The organism is Curtobacterium flaccumfaciens, from assembly GCF_004361695.1.
Lineage (GTDB): Bacteria > Actinomycetota > Actinomycetes > Actinomycetales > Microbacteriaceae > Curtobacterium > Curtobacterium flaccumfaciens_B.
In genome coordinates, this window is record NZ_SNVW01000009.1 from 102097 (window position 1) to 119828 (window position 17732).

Annotated in this window: 16 protein-coding genes and 1 other RNA gene; 14 read left to right on the top strand and 3 right to left on the bottom strand. The window is 72.7% G+C overall.

What is annotated here, in order from left to right; all coding sequences use genetic code 11:
* Nucleotides 1-7: 7 nt before the first annotated feature.
* The 11 genes from EDF64_RS13150 (at nucleotide 8) to EDF64_RS18275 (ending at nucleotide 10639) form a co-directional block, all read left to right on the top strand.
* The gene (locus EDF64_RS13150) at nucleotides 8-676 is read left to right on the top strand and encodes a heme oxygenase (biliverdin-producing) (RefSeq protein WP_133520433.1); all 669 of its coding nucleotides are present in this window, start codon (nucleotides 8-10) and stop codon (nucleotides 674-676) included.
* Complete coding sequence (locus tag EDF64_RS13155) at nucleotides 673-966, top strand: DUF2470 domain-containing protein (protein WP_208108909.1); 294 nt, start codon at nucleotides 673-675, stop codon at nucleotides 964-966. Before EDF64_RS13150 ends, EDF64_RS13155 begins: the two co-directional genes overlap by 4 nt.
* Before the next feature lie 132 nt (nucleotides 967-1098).
* Nucleotides 1099-3756 carry a phosphoenolpyruvate carboxylase gene (locus EDF64_RS13160; RefSeq protein WP_133520434.1) on the top strand — a complete coding sequence of 886 codons (2658 nt, stop codon included), beginning with the start codon at nucleotides 1099-1101 and terminating at the stop codon, nucleotides 3754-3756.
* Nucleotides 3757-3896: 140 nt separating this feature from the next.
* Nucleotides 3897-5108, top strand: coding sequence for a multidrug effflux MFS transporter (locus tag EDF64_RS13165; RefSeq protein ID WP_243736385.1), 1212 nt, complete (start codon nucleotides 3897-3899; stop codon nucleotides 5106-5108).
* Between the two features lie 155 nt (nucleotides 5109-5263).
* Nucleotides 5264-5602 (top strand): STAS domain-containing protein, encoded by a 339-nt coding sequence (locus tag EDF64_RS13170; RefSeq protein WP_133520436.1) that lies wholly within the window; start codon nucleotides 5264-5266, stop codon nucleotides 5600-5602.
* Nucleotides 5599-6045, top strand: a complete 447-nt coding sequence (locus EDF64_RS13175) for an ATP-binding protein (RefSeq protein ID WP_133520437.1) — start codon at nucleotides 5599-5601, stop codon at nucleotides 6043-6045. Before EDF64_RS13170 ends, EDF64_RS13175 begins: the two co-directional genes overlap by 4 nt.
* A gap of 66 nt (nucleotides 6046-6111) precedes the next feature.
* The gene (locus tag EDF64_RS13180) at nucleotides 6112-7071 is read left to right on the top strand and encodes an AraC family transcriptional regulator (RefSeq protein WP_133520438.1); all 960 of its coding nucleotides are present in this window, start codon (nucleotides 6112-6114) and stop codon (nucleotides 7069-7071) included.
* Nucleotides 7072-7112: 41 nt separating this feature from the next.
* A complete protein-coding gene (locus tag EDF64_RS13185) occupies nucleotides 7113-7670 on the top strand; it encodes an RBBP9/YdeN family alpha/beta hydrolase (RefSeq protein WP_133520439.1) in 558 nt (185 codons plus the stop codon).
* Nucleotides 7671-7796: 126 nt separating this feature from the next.
* Nucleotides 7797-8945, top strand: coding sequence for a hypothetical protein (locus EDF64_RS13190; RefSeq protein ID WP_133520440.1), 1149 nt, complete (start codon nucleotides 7797-7799; stop codon nucleotides 8943-8945).
* A gap of 81 nt (nucleotides 8946-9026) precedes the next feature.
* Entirely contained in the window at nucleotides 9027-9902 is an 876-nt protein-coding gene (locus EDF64_RS13195) for a Nif3-like dinuclear metal center hexameric protein (protein ID WP_133520441.1), read from the top strand.
* A 2-nt stretch (nucleotides 9903-9904) separates the two neighbouring features.
* Nucleotides 9905-10639: a zinc ribbon domain-containing protein gene (locus EDF64_RS18275; RefSeq protein WP_166645736.1), complete on the top strand. Its 735-nt coding sequence runs from the start codon at nucleotides 9905-9907 to the stop codon at nucleotides 10637-10639.
* A 71-nt stretch (nucleotides 10640-10710) separates the two neighbouring features.
* Here EDF64_RS18275 and rnpB read toward each other — a convergent pair.
* From rnpB to map, 3 genes are all read right to left on the bottom strand, one after another.
* An RNA gene (gene rnpB, locus EDF64_RS13205) (RNase P RNA component class A) lies at nucleotides 10711-11071 on the bottom strand.
* Between the two features lie 199 nt (nucleotides 11072-11270).
* Complete coding sequence (gene ppgK / locus EDF64_RS13210; protein ID WP_133520442.1) at nucleotides 11271-12020, bottom strand: polyphosphate--glucose phosphotransferase; 750 nt, start codon at nucleotides 12018-12020, stop codon at nucleotides 11271-11273.
* A 24-nt stretch (nucleotides 12021-12044) separates the two neighbouring features.
* The gene (gene map / locus EDF64_RS13215; RefSeq protein WP_133520443.1) at nucleotides 12045-12908 is read right to left on the bottom strand and encodes a type I methionyl aminopeptidase; all 864 of its coding nucleotides are present in this window, start codon (nucleotides 12906-12908) and stop codon (nucleotides 12045-12047) included.
* Nucleotides 12909-13102: 194 nt separating this feature from the next.
* Between map and EDF64_RS13220 the strand changes: the two genes are divergently transcribed.
* The 3 genes from EDF64_RS13220 to EDF64_RS13230 are packed head-to-tail and all read left to right on the top strand — an operon-like array spanning nucleotide 13103 to nucleotide 17688.
* Nucleotides 13103-13282: an SPOR domain-containing protein gene (locus EDF64_RS13220; RefSeq protein ID WP_133520444.1), complete on the top strand. Its 180-nt coding sequence runs from the start codon at nucleotides 13103-13105 to the stop codon at nucleotides 13280-13282.
* 49 nt (nucleotides 13283-13331) lie between these two features.
* Nucleotides 13332-14669 (top strand): type I glutamate--ammonia ligase, encoded by a 1338-nt coding sequence (gene glnA / locus EDF64_RS13225; protein ID WP_071291909.1) that lies wholly within the window; start codon nucleotides 13332-13334, stop codon nucleotides 14667-14669.
* A gap of 22 nt (nucleotides 14670-14691) precedes the next feature.
* Nucleotides 14692-17688: a bifunctional [glutamine synthetase] adenylyltransferase/[glutamine synthetase]-adenylyl-L-tyrosine phosphorylase gene (locus EDF64_RS13230; protein ID WP_133520445.1), complete on the top strand. Its 2997-nt coding sequence runs from the start codon at nucleotides 14692-14694 to the stop codon at nucleotides 17686-17688.
* Nucleotides 17689-17732: the final 44 nt, after the last annotated feature.

The window sequence follows — 17732 nt, forward strand, 5'->3', positions numbered from 1 at the left end:
TTACCTCATGGACACGACGGTCACTCCGTTCTCCGAGGTGCTGCGACGACGCACACGTCGGTCGCACGGCGCCTCCGCGGGCAACGACTTCATGGCGGACCTCGTGGGTGGCGCGTGCGACGTCGCCGACTACGCCGCGCTGCTCGGGCAGTACGCCTTCGTGTACGACGCCCTCGAGCGTGCCGCCGACCGGATGGCCGACCACCCCGTGGCCGCCCCCTTCGTGACGTCGCAGCTCACCCGGATGCCGGCGATCCGCGCCGACCTCGAGTACCTCGTCGGTCCGGACTGGTCCGAGCTCGTCTGCCCGCTCCCGGCCACGACCACCTACGTCCGCCGCCTCAACGAGGTCGCGGCCACGTGGCCCGGCGGCTTCGTCGCGCACCACTACACGCAGTACCTCGGCGACCTGACCGGCGGGCAGATGATCGGCCGGCTGCTCGCCGACCAGTTCGGCTTCGAGACGAACGGGATCCTCTTCTACATCTTCGACCAGGTGGCCGACCCGAGCGCCTTCCGCGACACCTACCGGGCGCAGCTCGACGCAGCTCCCTGGACCGCCGAGGAGCGGGAGCGCGTGATCGCCGAGGTCGAGCTGGCGTACGAGCTGAACACCGGGCTGCTGGCGGGGCTCGACGCCCGACGTGGCGGCACCGGCACGGCGGTGACCGCGTGACCGGGCCGCTCGACGACGAGGCCCGACGGGCGATCCTCCGGCACATGAACGGCGACCACCCCTCGGACAACCTCGTGATCGTGCGGGCGAACGGCGCCGCGACGGCGGTGGCGGCGTGCATGACCGAGATCGACGCGGTCGCCGGGGTGTGGATCGCCCAGCTCGACGACGGCGGTGAGGAACAGGTCATCGTGCCGTGGACGTCCCCGCTGACCGATCGTCGGTCGGCCCGCGAGCAGATCGTCGCGGCGCACACCGCCGCCCAGGCGCGGTCGGCCGACCCGAGCTGAGCCCGCGGTCCGTCCGACGACGCCCGACCCGCGCCGGGCGGTCCGTCCGGACGGTTGTCGTCACCCGTGTCGACGGGCCGATACGCTGCTGGGACCCGGGACCAGCCTCCCGGACGACCCGGAAAGGACCTCATGACGGCGATCGACGGATCGACGCGCCACGGACGCGCACGGGACGACGTCAGCGGAGCGGTCGACAGCGACCTGCGTGCGGACGTGCGGTACCTCGGCAACCTGCTCGGGCGCGTGCTGCGCGAGACCGGCGGCGAGGACCTGCTGCACGACGTGGAGAGCCTCCGCGCCGCGGTCATCGACGCGTACGAGGGCGGCGAGGCCGAGGGAGCCGCACGTGCCGAGGCGATCGTGGCGGCCATGTCGGCCGAGCGCGCCGAGGCCGTCGCCCAGGCGTTCACGACGTACTTCCACCTGACGAACCTGGCCGAGGAGCACCACCGCGTGCGCGTCCTCCGGTTCCGCGGCGACGACGGTGGCCAGGCAGGCGACTCGTTCCCGGCGACCTACGCCTCGCTCGTCGAGCAGGTCGGCGCGGACGAAGCGGCCGCTCGACTCCGCGACCTCCGGTTCCACCCGGTCCTCACCGCGCACCCGACCGAGGCCCGCCGTCGCGCGGTCACCACGGCCGTCCGCCGCATCACCGACCTCATCGACGAGCGCGACCGGACGACGAACGTCACCGCGCGGACCGAGAACGAGCGCCGCCTGCTCGAGGAGATCACGACGCTCCTCCGCACCTCGCCGCTCCGCACGACCCGGCCGACCCCGCTCGACGAGGTCCGCACCGCGATGAGCGTCTTCGACCAGACGCTGTTCGAGATCGTGCCGCAGGTCTACCGCCTGCTCGACGACCGGCTGCTCGGCGACGAGGCCGGACGCGCCTCGGTCACGGCACCGGCCTTCGTGCGCTTCGGCACGTGGATCGGCGGCGACCGCGACGGCAACCCGCACGTGACCGCCGACGTCACACGCCAGGCCGCCGAGATCGCCGCGGAGCACATCCTGCTCGGGCTCTCGCGCGCCGCCACCCGCATCGGCAGCACCCTCACGCTCGACGCGAGCGAGACCCCGGCGGACGCCGGCCTCACCGCCCTCGTCGCGGCGCAGGAGCAGCTCGACGCGGGGATCGCCGAGCGGATCGGGGTCCGTGCGCCGAACGAGACGCACCGCCGCGCGCTCATGTTCGTCGCCGCCCGGATCGACGCCACCCGTCAGGGTCCGTCGCCGCTGGCCTACTCCGGCCCGGAAGCGCTGCTGACGGACCTCCGCACGATCCAGACCTCGCTCGTCGCGGCCGGTGCCACGCGCCCCGCGAACGGCGAGCTGCAGAACCTCGTCTGGCAGGTCGAGACCTTCGGGTTCCACCTCGCCGAGCTCGAGGTCCGGCAGCACTCGCAGGTGCACCGGAACGCCCTCGCCGAGATCCGCGCCGGCGGCGAGCTGAGCGAGATGACCGAAGAGGTCCTGTCGGTCTTCCGCACGATCGCCGAACTGCAGGCCCGCTACGGTGTCCGCGCGGCCAGCCGCTACATCGTCTCGTTCACGCAGTCGGCGGCCGACCTGGCGAACGTGCACGAGCTCGCGGTGGCCGCGCTCGGATCCGTCGAGGCCGCCCCGGTGCTCGACGTCATCCCGCTCTTCGAGACCTTCGCCGACCTGCACGCCAGCGTCGACATCCTCGACGAGGCCGTCCGCACCGAGCCCTTCCAGCGCCGTCTCGCCGCGACCGGCCGCCGCCTCGAGGTCATGCTCGGCTACTCGGACTCGTCGAAGGACGTCGGCCCGGTGTCCGCGAACCTCGCGCTCTACGACGCGCAGGCCCGCATCGCGGATTGGGCGAAGGAGCACGACGTCGAGCTCACGCTCTTCCACGGACGCGGCGGCTCGCTCGGCCGCGGCGGGGGACCGGCGAACGAGGCCGTGCTCGCGCAGCCCCGCGGCTCCATCGACGGACGGCTCAAGATCACCGAGCAGGGCGAGGTCATCTTCGCCCAGTACGGCGACAAGGACATCGCCGCTCGCCACCTCGAGCAGATGGCCTCGGCCACGCTGTTCGCGTCGTCGCCCTCGAACGAGGAGCGCACCGCCGTCGCCGCGACCCGCTTCGCCGAGCTCGCGCAGCAGCTCGACGACGAGTCCCGGCAGGCGTTCTACGACCTCGTGAAGGCGGACGGCTTCGCGCCGTGGTTCGCACGGGTCACCCCGATGGAGGAGATCGGTCTCCTGCCGCTCGGCTCCCGCCCGGCCCGTCGTGGGCTGTCGGTGGAGTCCCTCGAGGACCTCCGCGCGATCCCGTGGGTGTTCTCGTGGACGCAGGCCCGGATCAACCTCGCCGGGTGGTACGGCCTCGGTTCCGCGCTCGAAGCCGTCGGCGACGTGGAGCTCCTCCGCACCGCATACGTCGAGTGGCCGCTCTTCGGCGCGATGATCAAGAACGTCGAGATGTCGCTCGCGAAGACCGACGAGCACATCGCGCGCCGCTACCTCGAGCTCGCCGACCGCGACGACCTCGCCGCGAAGGTGCTCGACGAGATGCTCCGCACGCGCGCCTGGGTGCTGCGCGTCTCCGGTGGCAGCGACGTGCTCGAGGACCGTCCCGTCCTCGCCCGCGCCGTCCGCCTCCGCAGCCCCTACGTCGACGCGCTGTCGCACCTGCAGCTCCGCGCCCTGCGCGCGATCCGCACGTCGGGCAGCACGGACCCGACGGACGGCGACCACCGGCTGCTGCTCCTCACCGTCAACGGGATCGCGGCCGGCCTGCAGAACACGGGCTGATCCGTCGGGTCGGTCCGGCCCACGGACTGGAGGCGCGGTGCCCGCTGGCACCGCGCCTCCAGTCCGTTGTCGGACGCGTCCACCCACCGGACGTCGCGTCCCCTTGTCGAATCGATTCGGGCGGGCGTAGCGTGGCCGGGGTGACGACGGAGCGCACCATCGACCCGACGACCGCGGGCGTGCTGCCCCCGATCCTGCCGCTCGCGCTGATCGTCGGCGTCTCGCCGTTCGCGACCGACATGTACATCCCGGCGCTGCCCGCCATCGCCCGTGACCTCGGGACCGCGCCGAGCGCCGTGCAGCTGTCGCTGACCGCGTTCCTCGTCGCGTTCGCCGTCGGGCAGCTCCTGGCCGGGCCGGTCAGCGACGGCATCGGTCGCCGTCCGCTCATGCTCGTCGGCACCGCGGTCTTCGCGCTCGCGTCGGTGGGGTGCGCCCTCGCGCCGGACGTGGTGACCCTCGTCGTGGCACGGGTGTTCCAGGGGCTCGCCGGTGCCGCCGGTGCCGTGGCGGGCCGCGCGATGGTGTCGGACGTCATCACCGGGCCGCGGATGGCGAAGGTGTTCGGAACCCTCGCGGCGATCAACGCGATCGGTCCGGTGGTCGCGCCGCTGGCCGGGGGAGCGGTGCTGACGGTCGGCACGTGGCGCCTCATGTTCGTGGTGCTCGCGGCGCTGGGCGCGGTGTTCTTCGTCGCCGTCGTGTTGCGGTTCCACGAGACGCTGCCGCGGGAGCGCCGTGGTGGCGTCGGCTTCGGCGCGAACTGGGGGCGGATCCGCGAGCTCATGGCGATCCCGCGGTTCCGCGCGTACGTGCTGACCGGGGTGCTCTCGACGATCGGGTTCTTCGCCTACATCGCCACGAGTTCGTTCGTGTTCCAGTCCGAGTTCGGGTTCTCCGAGGGGATGTACACGATCGTCTTCGCGACGAACGCGTCGATGATGATCGTGACGACGCTCGTCTTCCGCCGGGTCGTCGGCCGGTTCTCCGAGGACGCCCTCCTCGCGCTCGGGCTCGCCGTCGGGACGCTCGGCGCCCTCGGGGTCCTGTCGTCGGCGCTCCTCGGACTCGGCCCGGTGCCGGTCTGGTGCTCGCTCGCCGTGGTGACGGCAGCGTGGGGGTTCGTGCTGCCCGCCGCGATGACCCGCACGCAGCACGTCGGCGCGGCCCACCCGGGGACGGCGGCCGCGCTGCAGGGCGGGTTGACGTTCGGCCTCGGCGGGCTCGGGACGCCGCTCGCGGGGGCGCTCGGCGGGACGGCGACGGCGATGGGGTCGGTCATGGCCGTGCTCATGGCGGCCGCCGTGGTCGTCCAGCTCGTCGCGACACGGCGGAGTCGGTCGTCGGCCTGACGCGGCGGGGTCGGTCGTCGGCCCGACGCGGCGGAGTCGGTCGTCGGCCCGACGCCGCGGCCCGTCCACCCGGACCCGGCCCGGTCGGACGTGTTCCCGCCGCGGACCCGGTAGGTTGCATGGTGCACCCCGTACCGACCTGAGGAGGCACCGACATGGACATCGTCGTACACGAGGCCACAGCCGACGCCGCGGTGCTGGAGTGCAGCGGCCGGCTCAACATGGTCTCCGCACCGACCTTCCGCGAGACGGTGGCGCAGGTGGTCAGCGGCGGGCGTCCCCGCGTGGTGGTCGAGCTGTCCAACGTCGAGTTCATGGACTCGTCCGGTCTCGGCGCCCTCGTCGGCTGCCTGAAGACCGCCCGCCAGGCCGGCGGCGACCTGCGCATCGCGGCACCCTCCGACCAGGTCGAGATGGTGCTGAAGCTCTCCAACATGGACAAGATCCTCCGCACGTACCCGGACGGGGACGCCGCGGTCACCGACTGGGGATGAGCACCGCGGTGGGCGGGCACAACCTCGACCTGGCGTGTCCGCCGGACGACGTCACGGCCGTGCACGCGTTCCTGGCGTCCGTGTGGGCGACCGAGCCGTCCCTCTCCGCCGAAGACCGGATGGCGCTCGAGCTCGCACTCGTCGAACTCACGTCGAACGTCATCGAGCACGGTGCCGGCGCGTCCGGTGTGGCGTGCTCGCTCCGGGTCGACGTCGGGCAGGACGCCGTCGAGGCCCTGCTGACGGACGACGGCGTCCCCGTGCCGATCGACCCGCGGGCCGCACGGTTGCCGGACGCCCTCGCCGAGAGCGGGCGCGGGCTGGCGCTCGTGCAGATGGTCGTGGACGACCTGCGCTACGAACGGGTGGACGACCGGAACCGGTGGATCGTCCGCCGTGGCCGCGGAGGATCCGTCGCTTCATCCGCATCCCGCAGCGACTGAGCCGTTACCCGCAAGGCAGCCGATCCGACGCACGGTGCCGGGGGATCCCGTGTGACGATCCAGTCGATGAACGTCGAGCCCGACCCCAGGATCCGCTTCGAGACGTCCGGGGTCGACCTCGAGGCGGCGATCGCCATGTACCAGGACGCCTACGAGGGTGCCGGGTTCCGGGCGGGTCCGACCGAGCGCCCCTTCAGCTACCGGTTCCGCGTCGTCGGCGACGACACGATGTCGTTCCGGTCGACGCGCTTCGACGCCCGGATGGAGGGCGAGATCGAGGCGCGGGACGAGTACGTCGTGATGTGGCTCGCCGACGGCGGTGGGATCGTCGACCGCGGCCGTGACGAGGTCGCCTTCGCACCGGGCACGCCGATGATGTTCCCGACCGGCCGCCCCTTCGCGTTCGACCTGCAGGACGTCCGGCAGAGCCTCGTGCAGTTCGAGCGCACCTACCTCGAGGGGATCGCCGCCGAGGACCACGGCGCAGCGCCGGCACCCCTGGTGTTCGACCACACGCAGACGCCGCGGCCGGACGACCTCCGGCGCTGGAACGCCCAGGTGCAGCGAGCCGCCACGACGGTCCTCGGGAACGCACCGGTCTCGCCGCTCGTGCTCGCCGAGACCGCCCGATCGACCGCACGTGCCCTGCTGCGGACCTTCCCGCACACGGTGCTCGGGCCGGACGTCACCCTGCCGCAGGGCGCCACGGGGCGCGTCCGAGAGGCCGTGGAGTACATGCACGCCTACGCGCACACGGCGATCTCGACCACCGACGTCGCCGAGCGGGTGGGGCTGAGCATCCGCGGACTCCAGCAGGCGTTCCAGCGGCAGGTCGGGTCCGCCCCGAACGCCATGCTCCGCGGCATCCGGCTCGACCGTGCGCGCGACGAGCTCCGCCGTGCCTCGCCGGGCGAACTCACCGTGGCCGCGGTGGCGATGCGCTGGGGCTTCGCACACCTCGGTCGGTTCTCGGGCGCCTACGCCGCACGGTTCGGCGAGTACCCCCGCGACACGCTGCACGGCTGACCCGCCGCCGTCGCGTCGCTCCGCGCCGGTACGCTTCGACGGTGCGCAGACCTCGACCGTGGGTGATCGTCCCCGGGATCTGGAACTCCGGCCCCGACCACTGGCAGTCCCGCTGGCAGGCCGAGCGGGAAGCGGCGGGCGTCGACGAGGTCGTCCGGATCGAACCGTCGTCGTGGAGCGAGCCGGAGCCGGAGGACTGGAGCGCCGCGATCTCCCGCGCGGTGACCGCGTCCGCCGAACCCCCGGTGCTCATCGCGCACAGCCTCGGCGTGCTCGCCGTCGCGCACTGGCTGCGACAGGGATCCCGACCGGCGGCGGCCGGCGCCTTCCTCGTCGCCGCGCCCGACCCCGCGGCGCCCGGGTTCCCGACCGCCGCAGCCGGGTTCACCGCGCCCACGGCACGGGCCGGCCTCCCGACACGCCTGGTGGTCAGCGACGACGACCCGTACTGCTCGGCGGCACGTGCCGTCGGGTTCGCGGAGACCCTCGGATCGTCCGTCGTGCGGGTCGGTGCACTCGGCCACGTGAACGTCGACAGCGGTGTCGGCGCGTGGGCCGAGGGGCGGGCGCTGCTCGACGACTTCGAGCGCTCACTCTGACCTGACCCGGCCCGGACCACGCCTGCGGCCGACACGCCGTTCACGTTCGAGGCGATATGGCAGGCGCGGCAGCGACACACCGCGGATGTCCGCGGAAATGAGCCTTGCGATATTTATCCTCCGAACATGGAATCGCAGTCCGGTGCACGCACCCCCCTCGTCGACCCGTTCGGTCGCGAGCTCGAGGAGTGGCTCCGTGACGCCCCGGCGACGCGCGCCCCGTACCTGGCGGACCTCGTGGTCCCGCCGGTCACCGGTCCCGTGCAGCGACCGGACGCAGCGTCGGACGCCACCGCCGAGCTCGCTCCGACCGTCTCCGGAGCGGCGCCCGAGCGCGTCGCGGAGACGCCCGCCGTCGCTCTGCCCGAGGCTGCTGCGCCGGCTCCGGCCGCCGCTCCCGCCGCTCCCGCCGCACTCGTCGTGTCGACCGATGACTCCGCGTTCCGCCGACCCCGCGACCGGGCCCGGCACGCCGCCGTCTGCGCGCCCGCGTTCCCGGAGCCGCCCGAGCGCCTCGCCCTCCGGCTCGAGGACCTGGCCGTCGAGGTCTCCGCGTCCACCGGTCGCACCACCATCGAGCGCATCGTCCTGCTCGAGGACGAGGTGCGCCGCCGTGACGAGGACCTCGCACGCCTCGCTGCGTGGGAGGCCACCGTCGCCGACCTGAGCGACCCCGAGCTCGAGGCCGCCCGCGGCTTCGCGCACACCGTCTTCGCCGACCTGCTCGCCGACGCCGCCCTCGAGGCCGACCGTCGTGACCGCGCGGCCGCCCGTCGCGCCGCCACCGGCACCGTCGCGGTGGTGGCCTCGACGCCCTCGCCGGCCGCCTCCGCGGCTCCCTCCGCGGCCGTGGTGGAACCCGCCCCTGCGGCTCCGGTGCTCGTCGAGCCGACCGTGGTCGAGGTGACCGACGTCGTCGACGCGATCGACGCGCCCGGTACGGCGACCACCCCGGACCGCGACGCGCCCGTCCGTCCGGTGCTGTCCCTCCCGGTCGTCTCCCCGGTGTCCGCGACCACGCGACCAACCCCGCTCATCCAGCCCGCCACCGGGCCCACGGTCATCGACCGTGCCGCGTTCGCCGCGGCGCTCACCGCGCACAACGGCGCGACGGCGAGCACCCCCGTCGTCCTGCCCGAGGCGATCTCGGGCCCGGTCGAGCCTGCCGACGCGACGACAGCCTCGGCGACCACGGACGCGACTCCCGTCGAGTCCACGCCCGGCTGGTGGTCGCGGTTCGTCGCCCGCATCCTGCACGCGTTCGGTCGTCGCTGATCTCCCTCCACAGGCTCCCGGGCGGTGGCGCTCCGTCCACAGGAGCCGCTGCGGACGCGTCGGTCTCGGTAGACTGACGGGATGCCGACGCTCCGCGAACTCCAGGCCGTGATCGAAGACCTGTGGCCCGCCGCAGGGGCCGAGTCGTGGGACTCCGTCGGCCTCGTCGCGGGCGATCCCGACCAGGCCGTCGAGCACGTCCACCTCGCGGTCGACGCCGTGCCCGCCACGGCGCGCGAAGCCGTCGAGATCGGCGCCGACCTGCTCCTGACCCACCACCCGCTGCTCCTCCGCGGGGTCACGACCATCGCCGAGTCGACGTACAAGGGCAGCGTCCTCACGACCCTCGTCCGTGGTGGCACCGCCCTCGTCGCGGCGCACACCAACGCCGACGTCGTGACGACCGGCACCTCGGCGGTGCTCGCCGACCGGCTCGGTCTCGTCGACCAGCAGCCCATCGAGCCCGGCGCGGACCCCGCGACCGGCATCGGACGCGTCGGGTCCCTGGCCGAACCGACCACCCTCGGTACCCTTGCCCGCGCGCTCGTCGACCTGCTGCCGCCCACCGCGACCGGCGTCCGTGTCTCCGGCGACTTCGACCAGCCGATCCGCACCGTGGCCCTCTGTGCCGGTGCGGGCGACGCCTACCTCCGGCACCCGGCCGTCCTCGGCGCCGACGTCTACGTCACGAGCGACCTGCGGCACCACCCCGCGTCCGAGTTCCGCGAGCAGGCGCTCCTCGGGGGCGGACCGGCCCTGATCGACACCTCGCACTGGGCCACCGAGTGGCTCTGGCTCGACGTCGCCGCCGAACAGCTGCGTCGCGCCGCCGGTGTCCGCGTCACCGTCAGCGACCTCCGGACCGACCCGTGGGACTTCGCCGTCCTGCCCGCGGCCGAGCCGACCACCGACCCCGCGTCGCACGACGCCGTCCCCACCACCACTGAAGGAGCCTGACCATGAAGGCAGCACCCGAGGACCAGGTCATCCTCCTCGACGTCCAACGACTCGACAACGACGTCACCCGGATCGCCCACCGCATCACCTCGCTGCAGAAGGGCGACCGGCTCACCGAGCTCAGCACGAAGGCCGCCGGGCTCCGCGCGTCACTCGCCGCCGCGACGGGCGACGTCGAGGACGCCGAGCGCGAGCTCGCCCGCCTCGAGTCCGACACGTCGACGGCGCAGGCACGCGTCGAGCGTGACACGACCATGCTCCAGCACGTGTCGAGCGCGAAGGACGCGGCCGGACTGCAGAGCGAGCTCGAATCGCTGCAGCGCCGCATCGGTGACCTCGAGACCGCCGATCTCGAGGTCATGGAGCACCTCGACGTGTTCCGCGCCCGCGTCGGCGACATCGAGGCGCAGCTCGCCGAGGTCGAATCCGCCCGCACCGGGCTCGTCGCCGAGCGCGACGCCGAGATCGCCCGGCTCGAGGCCGACCGCGAGTCCGCCGTGCAGAGCCGTGCGAGCGTCGCGGCGAAGGTCCCCGCGGACCTCCTCGCGCTCTACGACCGGCAGCGTGCACGGTACGGCTTCGGCGCGTCGCTCCTGCAGGGCGGCGTCTCCACGGCGTCCGGCGTGACGCTCACCAACTCGGACCTGCAGACCGTCCGGCGCGCAGCGCCCGACGACGTCGTGCTCTGCCCCGACAGCGACGCGATCCTGGTCCGCACGGCGGAGTCCGGGCTCTAGCGGCGACCACCTGACGTGACAGGAGGCGCGGTGCCAGCTGGCACCGCGCCTCCAGTCACGTGGCATGGGTGCGAATGGGCCGGCCGTACGCCGGGTTCTGTCCCGCCGCTCGCGCGGCGGTGACGGCCATCTCTCTCGGACCGACGTTGCCGTCGGCCTCCAGCGGTCTACCCGAGGACTCGGCGAGCAGCCTCAGCGTCCTCTGTCTGACCTTGCTCCGGGCGAGGTTTACCGAGCGGATCCGGTCACCCGGACCCCTGGTGGTCTCTTACACCACCGTTTCACCCTTACCGACGTCGCCGCCGGCGGTCTGCTTTCTGTGGCACTGTCTCGCGGATTGCTCCGGGTGGGTGTTACCCACCGCCCTGCTCTGTGGAGCCCGGACGTTCCTCGGCACTCCCGGGGGAGTGACGCGACCGTCTCACCGACCCATTCGCGTCCCCGAGTCTAGCGGCCGCCGCCGGGCGCCGGGCGCCGGGCGCCGGCGTCGGGTGTCGAGCGCCGGGTGCGGCGCGTCGCGCCGGCCGCGGCCCGGCGGCGAGATCGCACTTCGGCGGGTTCCCTCGCCGGAGATACCCGCCGAAGTGCGATCTCACCGAACTGCACCGCCGCCGAGCGCCGCAGCCCCGCGTCAGGCGCTGCGCGCGGCCAGCGTCGCGGCGCCGATGATCCCGGCGTTGTTGCGGAGCGTCGCGGGGATGATGTCCGCCTGCAGGTCGAGGAGTGGCAGGAACTCGTCGTACTGCTTCGACACCCCGCCACCGACGACGAAGAGCTCCGGGGAGAGCAGCGCCTCGAGCGTCGAGTAGTACTGCTGCAGCCGCTTCGCCCAGTGCTTCCACGACAGGTCGTCGCGTTCCTTCGCCGCGAACGAGGCGCGGGACTCGGCGTCGTGGCCCTCGATCTCGATGTGCCCGAGCTCGGAGTTGACGATGAGCACGCCGTCGTTGATGAGCGCGCTGCCGATCCCGGTGCCCAGGGTCGTGACGATGACGAGCCCGTCCTTGCCCTTCGCAGCGCCGAACTGCTGCTCGGCGAACCCGGCGGCGTCGGCGTCGTTGACGAAGTGGATCGAGCGCCCGAGCTCCTTCTCGAACAGCGCCTCGGCCTCGAAGCCGATCCACTTCTTCGACACGTTCGCGGCCGACATGGTCTTGCCGTCGCGGACGATCGCCGGGAAGCAGACGCCGACGGGGACGTCGTCGGCCGGGGCGAGCTCGCCCACGATCTCCTTGACGACGGCGGTGATGTCGTGCGGCTTCCCGCCCTCGGGGGTGGCCTTCTTGATCCGGTCGGTCGTGAGCTCACCGGTGGTGACGTCGACGATCGCGCCCTTGATGCCCGTACCGCCGATGTCGACGCCGACTGCGAGGGAGGTCATGTGGAGCCTTTCGGTAGGGAGGTGTCAGGAGACGGTGAGGAGTTCGGCGCCGCGTTCGGTGACGACGAGCGTGTGCTCGAACTGTGCGGTCCAGGACTTGTCGCGGGTCGAGACCGTCCAGTCGTCGGACCAGATGTCGGCCTCGATGCCGCCGAGGGTGAGCATCGGCTCGATCGTGAACACCATGCCGGGCTCGATCACGTCGTCGAAGCGCGGTGCGTCGTAGTGGGGGATGATCAGCCCGGAGTGGAACGCCCGACCGACCCCGTGTCCGGTGTAGTCGCGGACCACGCCGTAGCCGAAGCGCTTCGCGTAGGCCTCGATGGCGCGGCCGATCACGTTCACCTGGCGGCCGGGGGCGACTGCGCGGATGCCGCGACGCAGGGCCTCCTCGGTGCGGGTGACGAGGTCCTCGATCTCGGGCGCCGCGTGGCCGACGACGAAGGTCCGGTTCGTGTCCCCGTGCATCCCGTCCTTGTAGGCGGTGATGTCGATGTTGACGAGGTCGCCCTCCTGCAGGACGGTGTCGTCGGGGATGCCGTGGCAGATGACCTCGTTGAGGCTGGAGCAGAGCGACTTGGGGTAGCCGCGGTAGCCGAGCGTCGAGGGGTAGGCGCCGTGGCCGACGATGAACTCGTGGCCGATCCGGTCGAGCTCGTCCGTGGTGACACCGGGGCGGATCGCTTCGCCGACCGCGTCGATCGCCTGCGAGGCGATGCGACCCGCGACGCGGATGCGCTCGATCTCCTCCGGCGTGTAGGTGTCGCCGTGGCCGAGCTCGTCGGGCTCGGCCCGGCCGACGTACTCCGGACGCTCGATGTCCTTCGGGACGGTGCGCTGCGGGGAGATCCGGCCGGCGGTCAGGTGTCCGTGTTCGTCCCGGGGCATGGCGACCACTCTATCCGGGCGCGGCGGCTGCGCGGACGCTCGCGACGGGCTGTGGTGGAGGGTGCGGACGACGGGCAGGCGGCCAGCGGCAGTGGACGCGACCGCCTGGAGGCGCGGCTCCGGTCCGCCGGGCCGGCACCGCGCCTCCAGGCGGTCGCCGCACGCACCCGCACCCACGTGGGTACGGTGGCGGCATGAGCGAAGAACGCATCGAGTCCCAGTGGTGGTTCAACGAGAAGACGCACGCCGTCGAGCAGGGCCCGCAGTCCCCGCAGCGCGACCGCATCGGCCCGTTCGACTCCCGCGAGGACGCGCAACACGCCCTGGACCGGATCAAGGCCAACAACGAGCGGTGGGACGACCAGGACCAATAGGCTGTACGGACGGCCATCGACCGGCCGGAAGCACACGGAAAGGGCGTGCATGGACAAGCAGACGGACTTCGTGCTCCGCACCATCGAGGAGCGGGGCATCAAGTTCATCCGACTCTGGTTCACGGACGTCATCGGGACGCTGAAGTCGGTGGCGATCGCCCCGGCCGAGGTCGAGGGTGCGTTCGCCGAGGGAATCGGGTTCGACGGCTCCGCGATCGAGGGACTCACCCGCTCGTACGAGGCGGACGTCCTGGCGCACCCGGACCCCTCGACGTTCCAGATCCTGCCGTGGCGCGGGGAGATCGACCCCACGGCGCGGATGTTCTGCGACATCACGACCCCGGACGGCCAGCCCGCCGTCGCCGACCCGCGCAACGTGCTCAAGCGCACGCTGGCCCGGGCGAGCGAGCGCGGGTTCACGTTCTACACGCACCCCGAGATCGAGTTCTACCTGCTGAAGAGCCGCGACTGGAAGGACGGCGGCCCGCAGCCCGTCGACCAGGCCGGCTACTTCGACAACGTCCCCGGCGGCAGCGCCCACGACTTCCGTCGGCGGTCGGTCCGCATGCTCGAGGACCTCGGCATCTCGGTGGAGTTCTCCCACCACGAGGCCGGCCCGGGCCAGAACGAGATCGACCTCCGCTACGCCGACGCACTGACGATGGCGGACAACATCATGACGTTCCGCACGGTCGTGAAGGAAGTGGCGATCGAGCAGGGCGTCTACGCGACGTTCATGCCGAAGCCGATCTCCGGCCAGCCCGGGTCCGGCATGCACACCCACGTGTCGCTGTTCGAGGGCGACCAGAACGCCTTCTACGAGGCCGGCGGCCAGTACCAGCTCTCCGAGACCGCGAAGCACTTCATCGCGGGCGTCCTGAAGCACGCGCCGGAGATCACCGCGGTCACGAACCAGTTCGTGAACTCGTACAAGCGGCTCTGGGGTGGTGACGAGGCCCCGTCGTTCGTGACGTGGGGGCACAACAACCGCTCGGCGCTCGTGCGCGTCCCGCTGTACAAGCCGAACAAGGGCCAGTCCTCGCGCATCGAGTACCGCGGCATCGACTCGGCGGCGAACCCGTACCTCGCGTACTCGCTGCTGCTCGCCGCCGGACTCAAGGGCATCGAGGAGGGCTACGAGCTCCCGCCCGAGGCCGAGGACAACGTCTGGAGCCTGACGGACTCCGAGCGCCGTGCCCTGGGCTACAGCCAGCTGCCGGCGAGCCTCGACCACGCCCTGAGCCTCATGGAGGACTCGGAGCTCGTGGCGGAGACACTCGGCGAGCAGGTCTTCAACTTCGTGCTGCTCAACAAGCGGCAGGAGTGGAAGCGCTACCGCGACCAGGTCACGCCGTTCGAGCTCGACACGAACCTCGGCGCGCTCTAGCACCACCGACGAGCACCACGGCATGACGAGCAGGACGACGACGTCGCGTTCCGAGTTGGCCCGGCTGGGCTTCGCGGAGCTGTCGGAGAGCCTGGAACGCATCGCCGACCTGGAGGCACGGTTCGGCCCCGACCTGCGGGTCCCGGTGAGCGCCGCCCCGGCTCTGTGGGAGTCCACGGCCGATCCCGACGGCGCGCTCCGCGCGCTCGAGCGGCTGCTCGAGCGCGCGCCGGACGAACTCCGCCCGGTGCTCGCCGACGAGGCCGCGGCGGAGCGCCTGGTGCGCCTGCTCGGCGCGTCGGTCGGGCTCGGCGAGTTCCTGCACCGTCGGCCGGCCGAGATCGCCCTGCTGCTCGAGCCGGTGACGGCGCCGTGGACGCAGGAGCGGTACACCGAGTCCCTGCTCGCCGCGATCGACGGTGCCACCGACGAGGACGCCCGACTCCGGCTGCGGGTCCGCTACCGCCGGCACCTGGCGCAGATCGCACTGTTCGACGTGCTGAACGTCTCGCCGACCGAGGCGTTCCCCGCCGTCGCCGCGGGGCTGGCCGACCTGGCCGGGGCAGCGCTCGAGGCCGCGGTCGACGTCGCCCGGCGCGAGGTCCCGTTCCCGGCCGCCGACGTCGCCGCGACGCCGCTCGCCGTCATCGCCATGGGCAAGGCGGGCGCCCGCGAGCTCAACTACGTGAGCGACGTCGACGTCATCTTCGTCACCGAGCCGACGCTCGACCCGGACGCGGAGCCCGATGCGGACGGCGGGTCGGCGCACGGCGTCGGCACCGACCGTGCCGTGCTCATCGCGACCCGGCTGGCGATCGCCGCGACGCACGCCATCACCGACCTCGCCGCCGAGCCCGCGCTGTGGGAGGTCGACGCGAACCTCCGACCCGAGGGCAAGGACGGCGCCCTCGTCCGGACGCTCGACTCGCACGTGGCCTACTACGAGCGCTGGGCGAAGGCGTGGGAGTTCCAGGCGCTGCTCAAGGCCCGCCCGATCGCCGGGGCGGCGGACCTGGGGGAGCGCTACGCCGCGGCGGTGGCGCCCTTCGTCTGGACGTCCGCGAAGCGCCCCGGGTTCGTCGAGTCGGTGCAGCGGATGCGCGAGCGCGTCACCGAGCACATCCCGGACGCCGAGGTCGACCGGCAGCTGAAGCTCGGCCCCGGCGGCCTGCGGGACGTCGAGTTCACGGTGCAGCTGCTGCAGCTCGTGCACGGGCGGGACGACGAGTCGGTGCGGGTGCGGTCCACGCTCGAGGCGATGGACGCCCTCGCCGACGCCGGGTACGTCGGGCGACCCGAGGCCGCGCGCTTCGGTCCGGACTACGCCCTGCTGCGCGTGCTCGAGCACCGCATCCAGCTCCGTCGACTGCAGCGCACGCACCTCATGCCCTCGGACGAGGACGAACTCCGCGTGCTCGCGCGGTCGAGCGGGCTCGCGAAGTCCGCGTCGGCGCTCGAGACGCGCTGGCGTGCGGTGAAGCTCGAGGTCCGCGGCCTGCACGAGCGGCTGTTCTACCGTCCGCTGCTGTCCGCGGTGGCCGCGAGCGACGGCGAGATCGTCCTGACGAGCGACCAGGCCGTCGACCGCCTCGGCGCCATCGGCTTCGTCGACCCGGCCGGCGCGCTCAGCCACATCCGGGCGCTGACACAGGGCACGAGTCGTCGCGCGGCGATCCAGCGGAACCTGCTGCCCGTCCTCCTGCGCTGGATGGCCGAGGGACCGGCGCCGGACCGAGCACTCCTGGCGTTCCGCCGCCTGAGCGACACCCTGGGGGAGTCGAGCTGGTTCCTCCGGATGCTCCGCGACTCGTCCGGAGCGGCGCACTCGCTCACGACGGTCCTCTCCGAGTCGGCGTTCCTGTCCGGGCTGCTCGAGCGCTTCCCCGAGGCCGTCGCGTGGCTCGACGAACCCGAGACGCTCCTGCGTCCCCGTCCGATCGAGTCGCTGCTCGCCGAGGTCACCGCCGTCACGGCGCGCCACGGCGACGACGTCGACGGTGCGGCTGCACTCGTCCGGTCCGCGCGGCGTCGCGAGATCCTGCGCCTCGGCATGGCCGCGGTCCTCGGCAACCTCGACGTCGACGCCCTCGGGCCCGCCCTGAGCGACGTGACCGAGGCGACGCTCACCGGTGCCTTCGCCCTGGCACGCCGTGACGCCCCGGCCGGCCTGGAGTTCGGCGTCGTCGCGATGGGACGCTACGGCGGACGGGAACTCGGCTTCGGCTCCGACGCCGACGTCCTCTACGTGTACCGGGCACCGGCGGACCTGCCGTCCGAGCAGGCCTCCCGGTCGGCGCAGACGATCGTGCGGGAGCTCGCCCGGCTGACCGACGACGCGATCCACCCGCTCGACCTCGACATCGACCTGCGACCCGAGGGGAAGAACGGCCCCGTGGTCCGCACCCTCGAGTCGTACGGGGCGTACTACGCGCGGTGGTCCCTGACGTGGGAGGCCCAGGCGCTCCTCCGGGCCCGCGGCGCCGTGGGGGACGAGCAGTTGCTCCGCGACTTCGAGCACCTCGCCGACCGCACCCGGTACCCGGAGCGGATCGACGACCTGCAGGTGCGCGAGGTCCGGCGCATCAAGGCCCGGGTCGAGTCGGAGCGACTGCCGCGCGGCGCCGATCCGGCACGGCACCTCAAGCTCGGTCGCGGGTCCCTCAGCGACGTCGAGTGGTTCGTGCAGCTCCTGCAGCTCCAGCACGCGCTGACGATCCCGGGGCTCCGGACCACCTCGACGCTCGAGGCGCTCGACGCCGCGACCGGGGCCGGGCTGGTCGGCGCCGAGGACGCCGAGCGGCTGGGGGCAGCGTGGCGGTTCGCCTCGCGGACGCGGAGCGCGCTCGTGCTCTGGTCGGGCAAGACGACCGACGTGCTGCCCGTCGACCGCGTCCAGCTCGAGGGGATCGCGCGGTTGATGGAGTACCCGCCGGGGTCGGCGTCGCAGCTCGAGGACGACTACCTCGGGGTCACCCGGCGCGCGCGGCAGGTGTTCGAGCGCGAGTTCTACGGCGCCTGACCGACGCGCACACGCGCGACTGTTCGGGGCGCATGCGCGCGCCG